General features: G+C 58.1%; 18 protein-coding genes. 8 read left to right on the top strand and 10 right to left on the bottom strand.

From position 1 onward, the window contains the following. Positions 1-97: 97 nt before the first annotated feature. Positions 98-1,018 (top strand): LysR family transcriptional regulator, encoded by a 921-nt coding sequence (locus I9185_RS14995; protein ID WP_171724587.1) that lies wholly within the window; start codon positions 98-100, stop codon positions 1,016-1,018. A gap of 5 nt (positions 1,019-1,023) precedes the next feature. On the opposite strand, the gene uraH is transcribed toward I9185_RS14995, so the two are convergent. Then, positions 1,024-1,377 carry a hydroxyisourate hydrolase gene (gene uraH, locus I9185_RS14990; RefSeq protein WP_171636440.1) on the bottom strand — a complete coding sequence of 118 codons (354 nt, stop codon included), beginning with the start codon at positions 1,375-1,377 and terminating at the stop codon, positions 1,024-1,026. A 146-nt stretch (positions 1,378-1,523) separates the two neighbouring features. Between uraH and puuE the strand changes: the two genes are divergently transcribed. From puuE to I9185_RS14975, 3 genes are read left to right on the top strand one after another with little or no spacing between them, the layout of a single operon-like run. Beyond that, on the top strand, positions 1,524-2,936 hold the full coding sequence (gene puuE / locus I9185_RS14985; RefSeq protein WP_210093444.1) for an allantoinase PuuE: 1,413 nt from the start codon (positions 1,524-1,526) through the stop codon (positions 2,934-2,936). Next, complete coding sequence (locus tag I9185_RS14980) at positions 2,933-3,418, top strand: ureidoglycolate lyase (protein ID WP_210093443.1); 486 nt, start codon at positions 2,933-2,935, stop codon at positions 3,416-3,418. Before puuE ends, I9185_RS14980 begins: the two co-directional genes overlap by 4 nt. 53 nt (positions 3,419-3,471) lie before the next feature. Next, positions 3,472-4,896, top strand: coding sequence for a nucleobase:cation symporter-2 family protein (locus tag I9185_RS14975; protein WP_210093442.1), 1,425 nt, complete (start codon positions 3,472-3,474; stop codon positions 4,894-4,896). Between the two features lie 166 nt (positions 4,897-5,062). Here I9185_RS14975 and bhcD read toward each other — a convergent pair whose 3' ends face one another. From bhcD to bhcA, 4 genes are all read right to left on the bottom strand, one after another. After that, a complete protein-coding gene (gene bhcD, locus I9185_RS14970) occupies positions 5,063-6,028 on the bottom strand; it encodes an iminosuccinate reductase BhcD (RefSeq protein WP_210093441.1) in 966 nt (321 codons plus the stop codon). 116 nt (positions 6,029-6,144) lie between these two features. Next, complete coding sequence (bhcC, locus tag I9185_RS14965) at positions 6,145-7,308, bottom strand: 3-hydroxy-D-aspartate aldolase BhcC (protein ID WP_171724583.1); 1,164 nt, start codon at positions 7,306-7,308, stop codon at positions 6,145-6,147. Between the two features lie 27 nt (positions 7,309-7,335). After that, positions 7,336-8,304, bottom strand: a complete 969-nt coding sequence (gene bhcB / locus I9185_RS14960) for a beta-hydroxyaspartate dehydratase BhcB (RefSeq protein ID WP_209835075.1) — start codon at positions 8,302-8,304, stop codon at positions 7,336-7,338. After that, entirely contained in the window at positions 8,304-9,494 is a 1,191-nt protein-coding gene (bhcA, locus tag I9185_RS14955; RefSeq protein ID WP_210093440.1) for an L-aspartate--glyoxylate aminotransferase BhcA, read from the bottom strand. The genes bhcB and bhcA overlap by 1 nt, the downstream gene beginning before the upstream one ends. Positions 9,495-9,663: 169 nt before the next feature. Here bhcA and bhcR point away from each other — a divergent pair, with 169 nt between their 5' ends. Beyond that, positions 9,664-10,512, top strand: coding sequence for an HTH-type transcriptional regulator BhcR (gene bhcR, locus I9185_RS14950; RefSeq protein ID WP_209835074.1), 849 nt, complete (start codon positions 9,664-9,666; stop codon positions 10,510-10,512). Here the strand turns inward: bhcR and I9185_RS14945 are convergent. From I9185_RS14945 to I9185_RS14925, 5 genes are all read right to left on the bottom strand, one after another. After that, the gene (locus I9185_RS14945; RefSeq protein ID WP_210093439.1) at positions 10,490-11,362 is read right to left on the bottom strand and encodes a bifunctional allantoicase/(S)-ureidoglycine aminohydrolase; all 873 of its coding nucleotides are present in this window, start codon (positions 11,360-11,362) and stop codon (positions 10,490-10,492) included. The genes bhcR and I9185_RS14945 overlap by 23 nt on opposite strands. 183 nt (positions 11,363-11,545) lie before the next feature. Further along, entirely contained in the window at positions 11,546-12,679 is a 1,134-nt protein-coding gene (gene nagA / locus I9185_RS14940) for an N-acetylglucosamine-6-phosphate deacetylase (RefSeq protein ID WP_210093438.1), read from the bottom strand. Then, positions 12,676-13,704 carry an SIS domain-containing protein gene (locus I9185_RS14935; protein ID WP_210093437.1) on the bottom strand — a complete coding sequence of 343 codons (1,029 nt, stop codon included), beginning with the start codon at positions 13,702-13,704 and terminating at the stop codon, positions 12,676-12,678. The genes nagA and I9185_RS14935 overlap by 4 nt, the downstream gene beginning before the upstream one ends. Before the next feature lie 12 nt (positions 13,705-13,716). Beyond that, on the bottom strand, positions 13,717-14,472 hold the full coding sequence (locus I9185_RS14930; protein ID WP_171636418.1) for a GntR family transcriptional regulator: 756 nt from the start codon (positions 14,470-14,472) through the stop codon (positions 13,717-13,719). Continuing rightward, positions 14,459-15,346, bottom strand: coding sequence for a BadF/BadG/BcrA/BcrD ATPase family protein (locus tag I9185_RS14925; RefSeq protein WP_210093436.1), 888 nt, complete (start codon positions 15,344-15,346; stop codon positions 14,459-14,461). The genes I9185_RS14930 and I9185_RS14925 overlap by 14 nt, the downstream gene beginning before the upstream one ends. A gap of 158 nt (positions 15,347-15,504) precedes the next feature. On the opposite strand from I9185_RS14925, the gene I9185_RS14920 reads away from it, so the two are divergent. The 3 genes from I9185_RS14920 to I9185_RS14910 all read left to right on the top strand — a co-directional run bounded on the left by I9185_RS14920 (position 15,505) and on the right by I9185_RS14910 (position 18,653). Continuing rightward, positions 15,505-16,428, top strand: coding sequence for an N-acetylmuramic acid 6-phosphate etherase (locus I9185_RS14920; RefSeq protein ID WP_210093435.1), 924 nt, complete (start codon positions 15,505-15,507; stop codon positions 16,426-16,428). Further along, complete coding sequence (locus I9185_RS14915) at positions 16,425-17,675, top strand: ABC transporter substrate-binding protein (protein WP_171636412.1); 1,251 nt, start codon at positions 16,425-16,427, stop codon at positions 17,673-17,675. Before I9185_RS14920 ends, I9185_RS14915 begins: the two co-directional genes overlap by 4 nt. Before the next feature lie 63 nt (positions 17,676-17,738). Continuing rightward, positions 17,739-18,653: a sugar ABC transporter permease gene (locus I9185_RS14910; protein WP_171118044.1), complete on the top strand. Its 915-nt coding sequence runs from the start codon at positions 17,739-17,741 to the stop codon at positions 18,651-18,653. Positions 18,654-18,660 lie beyond the last annotated feature (7 nt).

Here is an 18,660-nt window from a genome sequence, read left to right as displayed (position 1 = left end):
TTGCTCCTAAGATTCTTTGCTTCCGGTTACTCTATGCGAGTGTGTTTTGTTCTGGTATTGCTGGTAAAGACCAAGCAGTATCAAAAAATGCAAAAAAATGTCCTACCTTGATAACATCAGAACCTTTGTCCGGGTCTATGAATTGGGCAGCATGTCCGCCGCGGGCCGTGATCTGAGGGTTTCGCCAGCCGTCACGTCGGCGCGTATATCGCAACTGGAAGAGCATCTTGGCGTGCGTTTGTTCCAACGCACGACACGCAGCCTGACGCCCACCGAGCAGGGAAAATCTTTCTATCGCGGCGCGGCAGAGATCCTTGAAGCGGTCGAAAGTGCCGAAGCCCAGATCGTCAATCTGACCGAAAACCTGAAAGGGTCACTCTATGTCGCGGCGCCGTTGGGAGTCGGGCGTCGGTTGATTGCGCCGCAGGTCCCGAAGTTTCTTGCCGAGTACCCCGAGGTGAACGTCCGGTTAAGGCTGACCGACCGAAAGGTTGATCTGACAACCGAAGGTCTGGACCTGGCATTTTTTCTTGGTCAGCCAGAGGACAGCAACCTGCGTATTCGCAAGATCGCGGATGTCGAAAGAGTGCTTTGTGCATCCCCGAAATACATCAAAAGGCGCGGGATGCCCGAAAGCGGGGACGCGTTGATCGCTGATGAGCACGAATGTCTCAATTTGCGGTTCCCGGGCGCGACCGAGTTTCAATGGCTTTTGAGGACCGATACGGGGCCAAAACGGTTCCGGGTTTCCGGGCGCTACGAGTCAGACGATGGCGACGTGCTGACAGACTGGGCCCTTGGCGGACATGGTATCGCGTTGAAGCCGATTTTTGAGATCGCTCAACATCTCAAGGCCGGGACATTGGTTCCGGTGGCGGAAAAGACGCCGCCAGAACCGATTCAGATGGCATGTCTGTTTACGCACCGCCGTATGCAGGACCCCAAAACGCGGCTTTTCATGGAATTCATAATCGAACGCATCGGGTCGTCGATTGCGGCGGCAAATACGGCCCGGTAGGTCGCTCAGCTGCCGCGATAGGTCGAGTACCCGAAGGGCGAAAGCAGCAGAGGCACGTGGTAATGCGAATGTTCGGACATTCCAAACCGGATCGGGATGACGTTCAGAAAGCGCGGGTTTTCAGGTGGTGTGCCGCAGGCATCAAGGTAATCCCCGGCATGGAAGACAAGTTCGTAGTCACCTGTTGAAAACTCTGCTTCGGGTAGAATTTGTTCGTTGGTCCTGCCGTCGTCATTGGTGAACAGAGTTTTCAGCAACTGGCGGTCTGCACCTTCAATGCGGAACAGTTCGATTTTCAATCCTTCGGCGGGGCACCCCCGGGCCGTATCCAGAACATGTGTTGTAAGGTAACCGGTCATTTGCGCTACTCCTCAAGTTATACAGTTACTAGTCTGTTTTCGCATCCAGGAGCAAAGGCAGTCTGTGGGAAGCTGCTTTCTGCATTTTTTGAAAAACATCTTTGATTATCTGGGGTATTGATCAATTCAAGAAGAAGGAAACCGATGTGAAGCCTTATCCACGAGACATGACCGGTTACGGTGGGCAAGTTCCCAAAGCAAACTGGCCGAACGACGCCAAAATCGCCATTCAGATCGTGCTGAATTACGAAGAGGGCGGTGAAAACAACGTTCTGCACGGCGATGCCGCATCCGAAGCGTTTCTGTCCGAGATCACCGGCGCCGCCCCTTGGCCGGGGCAACGGCATTGGAACATGGAATCGATCTATGAATACGGCAGCCGCGCGGGGTTCTGGCGCGTGCATCGCCTTTTGCAGGATCTGCCTGTCACCGTCTACGGTGTTGCAACCGCTTTGGCACGTGCACCTGCACAGGTTGCGGCGATGAAGCATGCCGGGTGGGAGATCGCCAGCCACGGTTTGAAGTGGATTGAACACAAGAACATGGGCGCAGAAGAAGAACGTTCCCAGATCCGCGAAGCAATCCGCCTGCACACAGAGGTTACAGGTCAGCCGCCCCGTGGTTGGTATACGGGCCGCTGTTCGATGAATACGGTCGAATTGGCCGCTCAGGAAGGCGACTTTGCCTATATCGCCGACAGCTACGCCGACGATCTGCCATACTGGATCAAGGCAGGGGGCAAGGATCAACTGATCATGCCCTATACACTGGATTGCAACGATATGCGCTTTGCAATTCAGGCGGGGTTCACCAATGGGGAACAGTTCGAAAGCTATCTGAAAGACAGCTTTGACATGCTCTATTCCGAGGGTGAGGCGGGCGCGGCCAAGATGCTCTCGATTGGGTTGCACTGCCGTCTGATCGGTCGCCCCGGTCGCGCCATGGCGCTAAAACGCGCACTTGATTATTTCAGGAAACACGAAGGTGTCTGGTTCGCAACGCGCGAGCAGATTGCCGAACACTGGGCCATTGAACACCCGCCGGTGCAATGTCTGACCCCGTCCAAAATGGATCGACTAACCTTTGTGTCGGAATTCGGCGGCGTGTTCGAGCACAGCCCGTGGATTGCCGAAGGTGCGTACGAACTGGAAATGGGCCCGACGCATGACAATGCCGCTGGTGTCCACAACGCGCTGGCGCGTGTGTTCCGTTCCGCCTCGCCCGAGCAGCGCCTTGGCGTTCTGACAGCCCACCCGGACCTGGCTGGCAAGCTGGCCGCCGCCGGCCGCCTGACCAAGGAAAGCACCGCGGAACAGGCCGGTGCGGGTCTGGACATGCTGACCGATGAAGAACGCGCAACGTTCACGGCGTTGAACGAAGCCTACACGACCAAGTTCGGCTTTCCTTTCATCATTGCCGTCAAAGACAACACCAAGGCCAGCATTCTGGAAGCCTTTCGCCGTCGCATCGACAATGACCGCGACAGCGAATTTGCCGAAGCCTGCCGTCAGGTCGAGCGCATTGCCGAATTGCGTCTGATCGAGAAGTTCGCGCAATGACGGCTGGCTTGAAACTCCGTCCCTTGACGTCAGAGGCATTTGCACCATTTGGCGATGTCATCGAGGCGGCTGGCCGGGTGGACAAGCTTATAAATCAGGGCAGATGCGCCCGCTATCACGACCGGGCCGTGTTGGATTTCCACGATGGGCGCGCGGGTATCAGCGTGTTTCAGTCCGAAGCCTTCAGCCTGCCGATCAAGTTGGAAATGGTTGAACGCCATCCGGATGGCAGCCAAGCCTTTTTGCCTTTGTCGGAGAAACCATTTGTCGTGGTTGTGGCCCCGGATGAAAACGGAAAACCCGGTCGGCCCATCGCCTTCAAAACAGCGCCCGGACAGGGAGTGAATTATCATCGCAACACTTGGCATGGCGTTCTGACCCCGCTTTATGCGCCCGGACTTTTTGCGGTGGTCGACCGAATTGGAGCCGGGCCCAACCTCGAAGAGCATTGGTTCGAGGAGGCGTTTGAAATCACAGAATGAGGCGCGTTGCCGGAAGAGGAGCCGGCTGCGAACCTCAAGGGAGGAAAGACCAAATGTCAGATGCATCCATCGGATCGCCGGAACAACTCCGCGATCCGAATTATACTCCGCCGCTGCTTAAGGCGGTGCCGCTTGGAATTCAGCATGTGCTGGCGATGTTCGTGTCCAACGTCACGCCAGCCATTATCGTTTGTGGCGCGGCCGGTTTCGGCTTTGGCTCGAACAGCCCCGATTTCCCGCAGATGATCTACATGATCCAGATGTCGATGTTCTTCGCGGGCGTCGCCACGTTGTTTCAATCTGTTGGCATAGGCCCGGTCGGTGCCCGGCTGCCGATCGTACAGGGAACATCGTTTGCCTTTATCCCGATCATGATTCCACTGGTGGTTGGCAAGGGCGTTGACGCAATTGCCGTCCTGATGGGCGGGGTCGTTGTCGGTGGCTTGTTCCACGCCTGCCTCGGGCTGTTCATAGGGCGCATTCGCTTTGCTCTTCCGCCGCTGGTTACAGGCCTTGTGGTGACCATGATCGGCCTGGCCCTTGTCAAAGTCGGCATTCAATATGCCGCCGGCGGCGTACCCGCCATAGGCACCGAGGAATATGGCTCGGGTCTGAACTGGTTCATGGCCGGAACCGTAATCGTGGTCACGCTTGGCCTGAAATTCTTTGCCCGGGGCATGTTGTCGGTGTCGGCGGTTCTCATCGGACTGCTGGTCGGATACGCCGTGGCCTTCCTGCTTGGCCAGGTGAATCTGGGCAACGTCGGCAACGCGGCATCCTTTGCACTGCCGAACCCCTTGCATTTTGGCCTTGAATTTTCGGTCGCGGCCATCATCGGTTTCTGTGCAATGTCCTTTGTTTCCGCCGTTGAAACCGTTGGGGACGTATCCGGTATCACCAAGGGGGGCGCTGGCCGAGAAGCTACCGACAAGGAAATACAGGGCGCGACCTATGCTGATGGTCTTGGTACTGCGATCTCTGGTCTGTTTGGGGCGCTGCCGAACACGTCGTTCAGCCAGAATGTCGGGTTGATTGCCATGACCGGAGTCATGAGCCGCATGGTCGTGACCATCGGCGCGGTTTTTCTGATCATTTGCGGGCTTATTCCAAAGATCGGGGCGATAATCTCGTCCATTCCGATTGAGGTTCTTGGCGGCGGCGTGATCGTGATGTTCGGCATGGTTGTTGCCGCAGGGGTTTCGATGCTGTCGGACGTGAACTGGAACCGGCGCAACATGGTGATTTTTGCAATCGCCCTAAGCCTTGGACTGGGTTTGCAGCTGGAACCCAACGCGTTGCAATACTTGCCCGGCACATTGAAGGTTCTGGCGACATCAGGAATCCTGCCCGCCGCCGTCATCGCCATTGTATTGAATCTGGTGCTTCCCGAAGAACTTTCCGACGAAGCGACGGAAGAGGTCTCGGGCGGTATGGCCGGACATGGTCTTGGGTCCATCGAGCAAGACGACCACGTCTGATGCGTTCGGCGTGATACACTGATCGTTCTGGAAAAAACATGAAGCGGCGCGCCTAGGCGCGCCGCGTTTCATTGTTTGGTCACCATTGAATTGAGATCTGCTGTCAAAAGCTCTTCGGCAAAAAGGACCGCTGAGACAATGCCCAAGAAGGTGGCGCCGTCTGGCTTCAGAAATCGACCTCGATCGCGACCCCTTTCCGAACGGCGAGGTCAACCACGGACGCGGCGACCGCAAGATCTTGAAGGCCCACACCCGTGCCATCGAACAGCGTGATCTGATTGTCCGATATCCGGCCCGGATCGGTGCCGTTGACGACCGCGCCAAGCTGCGCCACGTCGCTTTCCTGGATCAGGCCTTCGGCCACCGCGTGCTGCGCTTCGCCGATGCTGACGGATTGCGCGACTTCGTCCGTGAACACGCTGGCCCTGGCCAGAAGGGCGGCTTCGACTTCCTGTTTTCCTTTGGTGTCCGTGCCCATGCAGGCGATATGAGTTCCGGGGCTGACATGGTTCGCCATCAGCGAGGGCGCAAAGGCCGAAGTGATCGAAATGATCACATCCGCTTCAGTCATTTCGTCAAGCTCGACCGCCTGGAACGGAACGCCGGCTTCATTGGCGACCTTCTCGATATTCGGCAGCATTTCGGGGTGGTAGTTCCAGCCAATGATCTTTTCAAAGGCGCGCTGCTCCAAAGCCGCGCGAAGCTGAAAGGCTGCCTGGTGGCCAGCGCCCATCATGCCTATGACCTTGGCGTCCCTGCGTGCGAGATGCTTGATCGATACCGATGATGCTGCCGCCGTTCGAAGGGCCGTCAGAAGGTTCCCGCCGACCATCGCAGATGGCTTGCCGGTGTCGGGGTCGAAAAGAAAAACGGTGGACTGGTGGTTGATCAGCCCGCGTTTTTCCAGATTGTTCGGCCAATAGCCGCCCGCCTTCAGTCCCAGCGTCAGGCCGGCGCGGTCAAACCCCCCTTTGAAGCCGTACAGTGCATCTTCGTGCCCGATGGCTTCACGCACGACAGCGAAGTTGTAGGCGTCGCCGGACGCCATTGCGGCAAAGACCTGTTCGACCGCGTCAAAAGCCGCTTGTCGGGTCATAAGGTCAGCGATCTCACGCTCGGGTACGATCAGCATTTCATTCTCCAATCAAACATTCGTGCGCCCGCGTGCCACCGCCGGAAGGAGAGCATACACGCGGGCGGCTGTCTGGCTGCTTCCGAGCCAGCCCTCCCAAACACGGCAAGTTCGGATCAATAAGCGCGTCCGCGGGCGGATACGGGCCAGACGGTCTCGACCTTGCCGTTGCGAACGCCGACATACCAATCATGTACATTTGCGGTTGGGTCGCAGTGCCCCGGAACCAGCCTGAGCTTGTCGTTGACCTTCAGCACACCGTTCGGGTCCATGACGACGCCGTGTTCGTCCGAACATTTGATGTACTCGACATCATCTCGGCCGAAGATAACGGGCAGACCGCTGTCCACCGATTGCGCCTTGAGGCCCGCATCGACGATCGCCTTGTCCGCCTTGGCGTGGCTCATGACGCTGGTCAGGATGAAGAAGGCGTTTTCCCACTCGCCCTGATCGATCCGGTTGCCGTCCTTGTCCAGGATACGGCCGTAATCGGCATCCATGAAGGCGTAGGACCCGCATTGCAGTTCGTTGTACACGCCCGAGTTGGACTCGAAGTAGTATGAACCGGTGCCACCGCCCGAGACCAATTCGCACTCGATGCCTTCGGCTTTGAGGCCTTCAACCGCGTCCCTTACCATCGCAATTGCGGTGTCGAGCTTTTCCTTGCGCGCTTCATAGCTGTCGAGGTGCTGCATGGCCCCCTGATAGGCCTGTATGCCGGTGAATTTCAGGTTCTCGGCTGCTTCGACCGCTTTGGCGATTTCGATCACGTCGGATGTTGTCGTCACACCGCACCGGCCAGCGCCGCAGTCGATTTCGACGAAGACCTCCAACTGTGTTCCGTGATCCACCGCCGCGCCTGAAAGATCCGCGACATTGTCCAGATCATCGACACAGACGATAATGCGGCTGCCCAGCTTTGGCAGGCTGGCAAGACGGTCGATCTTGGCGGGGTCACGCACCTGGTTCGACACCAGAACGTCCTTGATGCCGCCGCGCACGAACACCTCGGCCTCTGAAACTTTCTGGCAGCAGACGCCCACGGCGCCTCCGATCTTCTCCTGCAACTTGGCCACGTCTACCGATTTGTGCATTTTTCCATGCACGCGGTGGCGCATGCCGTGCGCCTTGGCATAGTCGCCCATCTTCTTGATGTTGCGTTCAAGCGCGTCGAGATCCAGCACAAGAGAGGGGGTCTGGATATCTTCTTCATCCATTCCGGGCTTGGCCGGAATGTCAAAGCCTACTTCGAATTCGTCGAGATTGGTCATATCTTTCATTTCCGTATTCCTATGTCGGGATTGATGTCACGCGTTCAGCCAGGGCAGCCTGTCCAGATCGACATTACCCCCGGTTATGATCAGGCCGACACGCTTGCCTTTGAATGCGTCCGGGTTCTTCAGGATCGTGGCCAGCGGAACGGCCGAAGATGGCTCCATCACGATCCGAAGGTGTTTCCACGTCAGCTTCATCGCGTCGATGATCTCTTGCTCTGATGCCGTGTAAATCTCGGATACGTGGTTCGACACGAAATGCCAGGTCAACTCTTTCAGCGGCACCAGCAGCCCGTCGGCGATCGTCTTGGGTGCGTCATCCGCGATGATGTGGCCGGCCTTGAAGCTGCGATAGGCATCGTCGGCCTGTTCCGGTTCCGCCGCGATGATCGCGGTTTCCGGGGCGAGCGTCGAAAGTGTCAGACAGGTGCCGGACACCATGCCGCCGCCGCCGATAGGCGCGACAACCGCATCCAGACCATCGGTCTGCTCGATGAACTCGCGCGAACAGGTGCCTTGCCCGGCAATCACGCGCGGATCGTTGTAGGGATGGACGAAATCCCCGCCCGTTGCGGCCTGAACCTCGGCAAAGGTTGCTTCGCGCGACGAGGTGGAGGGCTCACATTCCGTGATCTTCCCACCATAGCGCCGCACCGTGTCTTTCTTTGCCTGTGGCGCTGTGCGCGGCATGACGACGTTGCACGGTATGCCCCGCTTCATTGCCGCATAGGACAGGCACGAGGCGTGGTTGCCCGAAGAATGGGTTGCGACGCCTTTCCTGGCCTGTTCGTCGTCAAGGCCAAACACGGCGTTTGCAGCGCCGCGAACCTTGAAGGCGCCCGGTTCCTGAAAGTTTTCACATTTGAAGAACAGCTGTGCACCGGATAACTCGTTCAGATAGTCTGATGTGCGGACCGGTGTGCGGCGGATGAAAGGTTCAATCCGATCATGTGCCGCCAGCATGTCCTCGTAGGTAGGGATATTCATGTTGCAATCCTTCATCACGCGGCGTCCTTTTGAATGGCGCCCGAATGACCGCGATAGTATTCCTGCGCAGCCGCCACGCCCGAGCCCAACTGGATGTTCAGGCCCAGGTCGACCATGCACATTTCAGCGGTGGCAATCCCGGACAGGGCCATGACATCCGTCAGGCTTCCCAGATGCCCGATGCGGAATACCTTGCCCGCAACTTCGCCAAGACCGACACCGAAGGCAACGCCGTATTTTTCGGCCGCGTGCGTGACAATATCGGTGGCGTTGAAACCGTTTGGCGTACGGATCGCGCTGACGGTGTCAGAATAAACCGAAGGGTTCGCCGCGCACAGGTCCAGCCCCCAGGCGTCCACGGCGGCGCGTACGCCTTCGGCAATACGGTGATGCCGGGCAAAGACGTTTTCCAAACCTTCACCCAGCAGCATGTTACAGGCCTGATTGAGGCCATTCATCAAGCCAACCGCAGGTGTGTAAGGGTATGCGCTGTTGGCATAGCCTTTCGCCATGTCGTGCACGTCAAAGAAGGTGCGGGGCAGGGTCCCTGTGCTGGTCGCGTCCATTGCCCGCTGGCTAAACCCGACGATGGCAAGGCCCGCAGGCAACATGAACCCTTTCTGCGAACCCGTGACGGCCACATCAACGCCCCATTCGTCAAAACGGAAATCCATGGATCCGATCGATGAAACACCATCGACGAACAGCATTGCGGGGTGCCCGGCAGCATTCAGAGCCTTGCGTACAGCGGCAATATCCGATTTCACACCGGTTGCCGTTTCGTTATGCGTGGCAAGAACAGCCTTGATTTCGTGGCTTGTGTCGGCGGTCAGAATCTCTTCGTAACGATCGGCTGGCAGCCCTTCGCCCCAAGAGGTTTCGACAATCTCGACATTCAGACCGTGGCGCTGGCACATATCGATCCAGCGATGGCTGAACATGCCGTTGCGCGCCGCCAGAACCTTGTCACCGGCGGACAGGGTGTTGGTCAGCGCGGTCTCCCAGCCTCCGGTTCCGGTCGACGGGAAGATGAAGATTTCGGCGCTGTCGCTTTTCAGAATTTTTTGCACACCCGCGCGGGCTGGGTGCAGAATCTGCCCGAACAGCGGCGAGCGGTGGTCGATCGTGGGCATGTCGCAAGCCTTGCGCAGGCTTTCGGGGATATTGGTCGGGCCCGGAATGAAAACGGGATTTTGAAAGCTCATGGGTGGTCTCCTTCCGTCGTTGACCACACAATAAGTTCTAGCCGCTCTGCCCGATATATTTTTGAAAAAGCCTTTCAAAACACCAAGTTTTGAATTTAATTTATAATTGTCAGCGCCTTATATTTTTCATATCATGAATTAGTCTTTCACGAATGATCAAAGGGTTTTTATGGATTCTCAAGACAATACTCGCGAAGTCCGCAGAAAAGCCCGTGGAAGACCACGAGGATGGGACGACAAGACAGCGCAAAACACGATCAAATCTCTCGACCGTGCGATGGAAGTTTTTGAGTATTTGAGTGAAGCGCAGGGCAAGGCGTTAACCGCGCTATCCGACGAAATGGGCCAGTCGCCCGCCACAGTTTACCGAATTCTCGTTACACTAGAGGGGAGGGGACTTGTCGAGTTCGATCATGACGAGCAGGTCTGGCACATCGGTCCTCGTGCGTTCGTAATCGGCTCGCGCTTCCTGCGTCGCACCAGCCTTGTGGACCGGGCCCGACCCGTGATGCGAAAGCTGATGGAGGCCACCGGCGAGACCGCAAACCTGGGGGTCGAAAAAGAAGGAATGGTGTTGTTCCTGAGCCAGGTGGAAACCCATGCCAGCATCCGGGCCTTTTTCCCACCGGGCACGCTGTCTCCGATGCACGCATCGGGCATCGGGAAAGCTTTGTTGGCATATATGGATGAAGATCGGCTGGACCGGCTGTTGGCCAAGACGGAACTGTGGGCCTTCACGGACCGGTCGATTACCAGCCCGGCCGCGCTGAAAGAAGATCTTGCCATGGTCAGGGCACAGGGCTTCTCGATAGACAACGAAGAAAAAAACGCGGGTATGCGATGTATCGCTGCGCCGGTTTTCGATATCAACCGAGAGGCTGTAGCCGGGATTTCGGTATCCGGACCGACAAGCCGCGTCAGCGAAGCCGAAATCGCGCGCCTAAGCCGCCCCGTCATCGAGGCGGCGCGTCAGTTAACTCTGGCCATCGGCGGGACTATTTCTGCGCCGCTGTCTTGAGGCTCCGGTGCTGCGGATAAGCCGCTGGTCCCGGCCGCAGGGCCATATGACGGTTCACGTCTTTGTACAGCAGGTAACGGAACTTACCCGGTCCGCCCGCATAACAGGCCTGCGGGCAGAACGCGCGCAACCACATGTAATCGCCGGCCTCGACCTCTACCCAATCATTGTTCAGCCTGTAGACGGCCTTTCCCTCAAGAACATACAGACCATGTTCCATCACATGTGTTTCAAGGAAAGGAATGACGGCGCCGGGCTCGAAAGTCACCACGGTCACGTGCATATCGTGCCGCAGGTCACTTGGATCGACAAAGCGCGTCGTGGCCCATTTGCCGTCGGTTCCGGGCATCGGCGTCGGCGTGATCTCATTTTCGTTGAGAACCAGAACGTCCGGGCGGTCAAGCCCTTCCACCGCTTCATAAGCCTTTCGAATCCAATGGAAGCGCAGGGTCTCACCGCCTCGGTTTCGTAAGGTCCAGTTGCATTCAGCGGGCAGGTAGGCATAGCCGCCGGGCGTCAGCTCATGGGTCGTGCCGTCGGCCGTCAAGGTCGCTGTGCCTTCGACCACGAACAAAACGCCTTCGGCTTCGGGATCGGTCTCAGGACGGTCAGAGCCACCGCCGGGCTGAACCTCCATGATGTATTGCGAAAAGGTTTCGGCAAAGCCGCTTAGCGGGCGGGATACCACCCATAAGCGGGTGTCGTCCCAAAACGGCAGAAAACTGGTCACGATATCCCGCATCGTTCCCTTTGGGATCACTGCATAAGCGTCAGTAAATACGGCGCGGTCAGTCAGCAATTGCTCCTGACCAGGGTGCCCACCGTGTGGAGAATAATACTTGGCGGTCATGCATGCTCCTGAAAAATGTCATATGCCTGAAATATGCGCCGAAGGATCGGTGCGGACCACCCGCAAAAAGTTGACAGCTCTATTCGTGAAGATTTGAAAAATCAGAATTTGGCCGTCGTTAAGCGCGCGCAGCATTGGCATCATGCGTGCGCTGCGCAGCCGGTCGGACCAACAAGGATTGGGTCAGGGTTGCACCGGTCTGACCCCGGACAGATCCGGGGCAATCCGTATCATCTGCGACAGGTCAGGTTTCAGTCCTGTGCTTTTACCGGAAATCACCCCAAGCGGAACGCTTGTCGCTGCGGCGAGTGCATCCTGAACGGGGATCTCTGCTTGTCCCGTCAGAACCCGCACCGCTTTTGTCAGGCACAAGTCTGCCCCGGCCAGAGTGCCGTCCTCCAAAGTCAGCCTGCCGTTTTCCCGCCGGATGCGGCGTCCTTCCAACTGAAACTCGGTCAGTGACGTTCCGGCGACCGCCATCGCATCGCTGACAAGGAAAATCCGCCCTGGTCCGCGCTTGGCGGCCCAGGCAATCCGTATCGTATCGGGATGAACGTGGATGCCATCCGCGATCAAGCCCGCCGATAGCGATCCGCAGGATAGCGCCGCGCCGACCAGTCCCGGTTCACGACTGCCGAGCTGGCTCATTGCATTGAACAGATGCGTTGCGCACTGCGCCCCGGCCCTTGAAAACGCCTGGCAGGTTTCAAAAGGCGCGTCCGTATGCCCCAGAGAAACGATGACCCCCGCGCGTTTCAACTCTTCAACCTGTTGCGGGGTTGTGCTTTCAGGTGCCAGCGTGACCATCAATGCAGGCAGGTGTTTTGCAGCGTCGATCAGAATTTCCAGATCGGATTGCTGCATCGGGCGGATCAGGGCGGCATCATGTGCGCCCTTGCGTCGCACAGACAGGTGCGGACCTTCCAGATGCAGGCCCGCAATGCCGGGAACACCCGTCTGAACGGCCTTGATGGCGGCATCAATCGCGGCCCGGGTTTTCTCGGCCGTGTCCGTGATCAGGGTTGGCAGGATGCGAGTGGCACCCAGCGCGCGATGAGCGCTGGTGATTTGGGTCAGCGTGTGAACCGATGGATCGTCGTTGAACATCACGCCACCGCCGCCGTTGACCTGCAAGTCCGCATAGCCGGGGCTGAGGATGTCGCCATGCAGATCCTCGATCTGGTCATCCTGTGCGATCTGGGCCTCAGGTAGCAACGCATCCAGCACGCCGTTTCTGAACCGTGCGGCATATCCTTCACGCAATTCAGTGCCATCGAAGATCGGGCCGCCCGCAAAGGTAACAGTAGAGGGGGTCATACCGTTTCCGTCACTTTTTTCAGATGGCGCGGTGTGTCCGGGTCGATCCCGCGTTGTGTGGCCACCTTTTCCACCATTCCATAAAAAGCAGCGATTGTCGGTATCGGGTCCGTCATCCAATGCGACGTCCGGACATGGGGCAGTTGCGTGGCGTGTTTCACGCGGCCGGTTGTGGCGAAAACCACAGCGCCTTTGGACGCCAGTGCGTCCGCAACTTCGGCCAGATTGTCCTCTGCTGCATCTCCGGACGACAGGGCAAGCACGGGAAAGCCCTGATCCACGATGGAAACCGGGCCGTGCAGAACCTCGGCCGCCGAATAGCTTTCTGCGTGGATCTGGCAGGTTTCCTTGAATTTCAACGCGGCTTCGTTGGAGATTGCCAAAGACAGGCCCCGGCCCAAGGTAAACAAAGAACGCCCATCCACCGCGTCCGCCACGGCGCTCCAGTCGCAGGCGATTGCGGTCGACAAACTGTCCGGCAGCCCATGGATTGCGCGCAACAGGTGATCATCGCGCTTCACCTGCGCAATCAGCCACAGCCCGGCGACCAGAGATGTCACGAATGTCTTTGTCGCCGCCACGCTCAGTTCGGGGCCCGCGTGAATGGGCAGCGTTGCCGCAGCCGCCTCGGCCAGGGCAGAGGCAGGGTTGTTCGTGATCGCGACCGAGTAAGCCCCGCCGGATGTGAGCGACTGCGTTAGCTGCACGATATCCGGGCTCTGACCGGATTGTGAGACAGAGATGCAGATTGCATCCTCGCAACGCATGTCGACCCCGTATATGGATTTCACCGACGGTCCGACCGAAGCCATCGGCAATCCAAGCAGCAGTTCCGAGGCGTATTTCAGAAAACTGCACGCATGATCCGAGGACCCGCGCGCCACCGAGATCAGGAACCGCGGGTCGCGGGCCCGGATCTCGTCGGCGGTTTGCGCGATCAATTCCGCGCCCTCGGTCAGAAGGCGGTCTACGGCGTCGGGAATCTCATCGATCTCGCGCCGCATCTGAGTGGTTGTGTCAGGCATTTTCCCAGGCTTTCAATTTGACAGGCGCAGTTCGGCCACAAAGTCATAGGCGTCACCGCGGTAGATCGAGCGGGTCAATTCAGCGACCCGCCCGCTTTGCAGATATGAGGTGCGTTGAATCCGAAGCCCGGCCGTACCTTCCGCAACATCCAGAAGCTCTGCCTCGGGCGGTTCGAGGTTGATGGCCGAGATTTTCTGGATCGCGCGCACCGGTCGCAGACCAGATTGTTCAAGAACAGAGTAAAGCGACCCCGTCACGTCGGTGGGGTTCGGCAGGATATCGAGCGGAAGGGCCGCTTTTTCCAACGCCATCGGGCGTCCTCCTGCCTCTCGCAGGCGGTAGATACGCGCGACCTGTTCATTTGCCGACAAGCCCAATGCCATCATTTCTTCCGGGGATGGCAGGAAAACCCCGCGCTCCAGCCATGTAGAGGTCGTCTTGAGCCCGCGCCGCTCCATGTCTTCGGTGAACGATGTCAGATGGGACAGCGATTGTTCAACCTTCGCTACGGGTTCGCGAACAAACGACCCAGACCCCTGTCTTTGCTCGATTGCACCTTTGCGCACCAGCTCATGAATGGCCTTGCGTACGGTCACACGGGACAGGTCGGTGATCTCGGCGATTTCTCTTTCAGGGGGCAGCGAACTGTTGGGAGGCAGGATGCCGTCCTTGATCCCTTGTTCAAGGCGTTGACGGAGCTGTACATAGCGCGGGCCCGAGCTGTGCCCCAACCATCCTTCGGGCCGCAGGAAATCAGCTATGTTCATGTTCGATTTCCTCCAGATACGCCTGTGCCAATGCAAGTGCGCCGGACAGTGGATCGCCTGCGGGCTGGACCAGAGCAGATTGCATGTTCGCAGGCAGGTAGGGCGCGTAAAGGGGGCCAATTCCGCCGGTCAGACAAACGGGCAGACCAACGTTCCAGCCCATTTTCTTCATCACGTCGATCAGATAGCCCGCACCGTCCTGCAGGATGGATCTGGCCAAGTCGTCCCCGCGATTGGAAATCTCGGTCACAAGCGGGGCGAGGGCGCCAAAGTCCGATGGCGTCATGTCAGCGGCGGCCCGTACAATTCCTGCGGCATCGCCAAATCGAGACAGCAGATCCTGCGCCAATGCTGAAGGGCCGGTCGTGCCGTCCGTGTGCTCCAGCGTCTTGGCCAGCGCCCGTTTGCCAACCCATTGCGCGGAAGCCTGATCGCCCAGAACAGGGCCCCACCCGCCGGCAAACTTCATCGTGCCACCCCTTTGCATTGCGACAAAAGAACCGGTACCGCAATGTGCGACAAACCCGTCCATGGCCCCCAATGCGCCGCGCAAAGCTGCTGCGCGATCATCTTCGATCCGGACGTGCCGAAATGGCAATGCCGTCGCAAGTTTCCGGGCAATTGCGTCACCTGTTATCCCGGCCAGGCCCAGATAGGCGGGCGCTTGCGCAAGCTCCTCGGGCGAACGGCCCGCCTGAGCGGCCAGAGCTTCCAGACCGCGCTGCAGCTCGATGCAGGCGGCCTCGAAATCCGTGGACACGTTTGCTGCGCCGACTTCGACTCTGTGTGTTTTGCCATCAACAAAAGCGGCGACGCGGCAACGCGTTCCGCCCCCGTCGGCGGCCAGGAACATGGGTTTTGATGACTTTACCATATACAGACCTTTATAATACCTTTTACGTGTTTTGAAGTCCTAATTGCGACCAAAGCGGCGAATTTCATGCTATATCGGCCAAAAATATGGAAAAAAATAAATGGTAGACTAATGGTATTTAAAAGGTATGATATCGAGAGTTCTTGGGGGAGAATCACTTGATTACGCCGGCGACAGAACAATTGCATCAGGATGCGCATGGGCTTGATACCCGTCCGCTGGCCGAAGTTGCCGGCCTACTGGCGCGGTCGCAGGTGTCAGCGGCAACGGCAGTGCTTGATGCGCTTGGCCCGATTTGCAGCGGGGCGACGGCCATGGCCCAGACGATCCGGTCGGGCGGCAAGCTTCGATATCTTGCGGCGGGGTCTTCCGGCCTCATGGCGGCCTCGGACGCGCTTGAGCTTGGCGGAACTTTTTCCATCCCTTCGCAGCAGATCCGCATTCATATGGCGGGTGGAATGCCGATCACGGCAGACATGCCGGGGGATGTAGAGGACGCTGTTGATGGGCTGGCGCAAGAGGTGTTGGATATGGTTGCCAACGATACGCTCATCGCGGTCTCGGCCAGCGGCACCACGCCTTATACCGTCGCTGCCGCAAAATTGGCGCGCGACCGGGGGACGCCCGTGATCGGGATTGCAAACAACGCGGGCTCGCAGTTGTTGCAACTGGCGGACCATGCGGTTCTGCTTGCGACCCCTCCGGAATTGATCTCGGGCTCAACCCGGATGGGGGCCGGCACTGCGCAGAAAATAGCTCTCAACACGTTGTCGACGCTGATGGCCATTGAGCTTGGGCATATTCAGGACGGCATGATGATCAATCTGCGGGCGGACAATGACAAATTGCGCGCACGCGCCAACGGAATCGTGTGCCAGCTTACCGGTGTATCACCTGAACGTGCTGATGATGCCCTGAGGGCCGCGGATGGGAACCTGAAATGCGCGGCACTTGTCGCCGCAGGTGCCGCATCGGCAGAGGATGCACAAAAGCGACTGGCTGAAACGAATGGCCATCTGCGTCATGCGATGAACCGGCTGAATGAAAATAACGAACATAGCAACCTGGGAGAAACCAAATGAAACGCAAAGTTCTGAGCCTAGCTCTGATGAGCACGGCGCTGGTCACAAGCGCCTATGCGCAAGACGCCACGCTGACAATCGAAAGCTGGCGCAACGACGACCTCGCTCTCTGGCAGGAAAAGATCATCCCTGCTTTCGAGGCGGCCAATCCAGGTATCAAAGTTGTTTTCTCGCCTTCAGCCCCGGCGGAGTACAATGCGGTTCTGAATTCGAAACTGGAAGCCGGATCCGCCGGTGATCTGATCACCTGCCGCCCGTTCGATGCTTCTCTGGCGCTGTACGAAGCGGGCCATCTGACCGACCTGTCCGATTTGGATGCGATGGACAATTTCTCGGACGTAGCCAAATCGGCGTGGCAGACAGACGATGGGTCGGCCAGTTTTTGTGTTCCGATGGCATCGGTGATCCACGGTTTTATCTACAACAAGGATGCGTTCAACGAACTGGGTTTGGAGGTTCCGACCACCGAGGCAGAATTCTTTGAGGTGTTGGACAAGATCAAGGAAGACGGCACCTATATTCCGATGGCAATGGGCACCAACGACCAGTGGGAAGCCGCAACGATGGGCTATAACAACATCGGCCCAAACTACTGGAAGGGCGAAGAAGGCCGTCTGGCCTTGATCAAGGGTGAACAGAAGCTGACCGACCCACAGTGGGTTGCACCTTATGCGACACTGGCCAAGTGGGGCGCGTATCTGGGCGACGGGTATGAGGCGCAGACCTATCCCGACAGCCAAAACCTGTTCACGCTGGGCCGCGCTGCGATCTATCCGGCAGGCAGCTGGGAAATCGCAGGTTTCAACACGCAGGCAGATTTTGAGATGGGCGCCTTCAAGCCGCCGGTCCAAAATGCCGGTGACACCTGCTATATCTCGGACCATACCGATATCGGCATCGGTCTGAACGCTGCCAGTGAAAACCAGGAGGCTGCCCGCACGTTCCTGGCCTGGGTCGCAAGCCCGGAATTCGCCAGCATTTTCGGCAATGCGGTTCCCGGTTTCTTCCCTCTGTCCAATACTCCGGTTGAACTGGAAGATCCCCTTGCCAAGGAAATCGTCGGATGGCGGGATGAGTGCGAGAGCACCATCCGTTCGACCTATCAGATCCTGTCACGTGGCACGCCCAACCTCGAAAACGAGACCTGGGGTGCGTCCGTTGCAGCCATCAAGGGCACCGAAAGCCCTGAGGCTTTGGGCAAGAAACTGCAAGACGGGCTGGCCAGCTGGTACGCACCGCATCAGTAAGACCTGAACCACTCTCACCGGACGCGGCCCGTCGCGTCCGGCACCTTTTCCCCGGAGATCCCCATGCAGACCCGCCGCATACGCTGGCACATCGCCGTTTTCCTTGCACCTGCGGTGCTAGTTTACACGGCGGTGATGATCCTGCCCTTGTTCAACACGCTCCGCCTTGCGCTGTTTACCGAAGTCGATCAGGCGCGTGTGTATGTGGGGTTGGAGAATTTCCGAACCTTGTTCCTTGATCCGCTCTGGTCCGAGCAATTCTGGAATGCGCTGGGCAACAACTTCTGGTTCTTCCTGATCCACATGCTGGTGCAGAACCCCATCGGCATCGCTTTGGCCGCGATCCTGTCACACCCGAGGCTGCGCTTTGCCGCACTGTACCGGTCGGCCATTTTCATTCCCACGATCCTGAGCTTCGTGATCGTGGGTTTTGCCTGGAAACTGATCCTGTCTCCGCTTTGGGGGATTGCGCCCTCGATGCTGGACGCGGTTGGCTTGAAATCCCTGTTCGCGCCTTGGCTGGGCAAGGAAGAATACGCGCTGACAACTCTGGCGCTTGTCTCGGTCTGGCAATTTGTCGGCATCCCGATGATGCTGATCTATGCGGCCCTTCTATCGATCCCCGAAGAAATTCTTGAAGCCGGAGAGATCGACGGGATCACCGGAGCTTCGGCTTTCTGGAAAATAAAACTGCCGCTGATCCTGCCTTCGATCGGGATCATCTCGATCCTCACATTCGTGGGCAATTTTAACGCGTTTGACCTGATCTATGTCTCTCAGGGCGCGCTGGCGGGGCCGGATTTTTCGACCGACATCCTGGGCACTTTCATGTACCGCACGTTCTTTGGTTTCCAGCTGCAACTGGGTGATCCGTATATGGGGTCCGCCATTGCCGGCGCCATGTTCGCCATCATCCTTGTGGGTGTTTGCATTTACCTTTTCGGCATCCAGACCCGGATGCGCCGGTATCAGCTGTGAGGGCTCT

The sequence above is a fragment of the Ruegeria sp. HKCCSP346 genome (assembly GCF_017872595.1).
Lineage (GTDB): Bacteria > Pseudomonadota > Alphaproteobacteria > Rhodobacterales > Rhodobacteraceae > Ruegeria.
The sequence above is the reverse complement of the archived record's forward strand: the minus strand, read 5'-3'. Positions and strand labels throughout refer to the sequence as shown.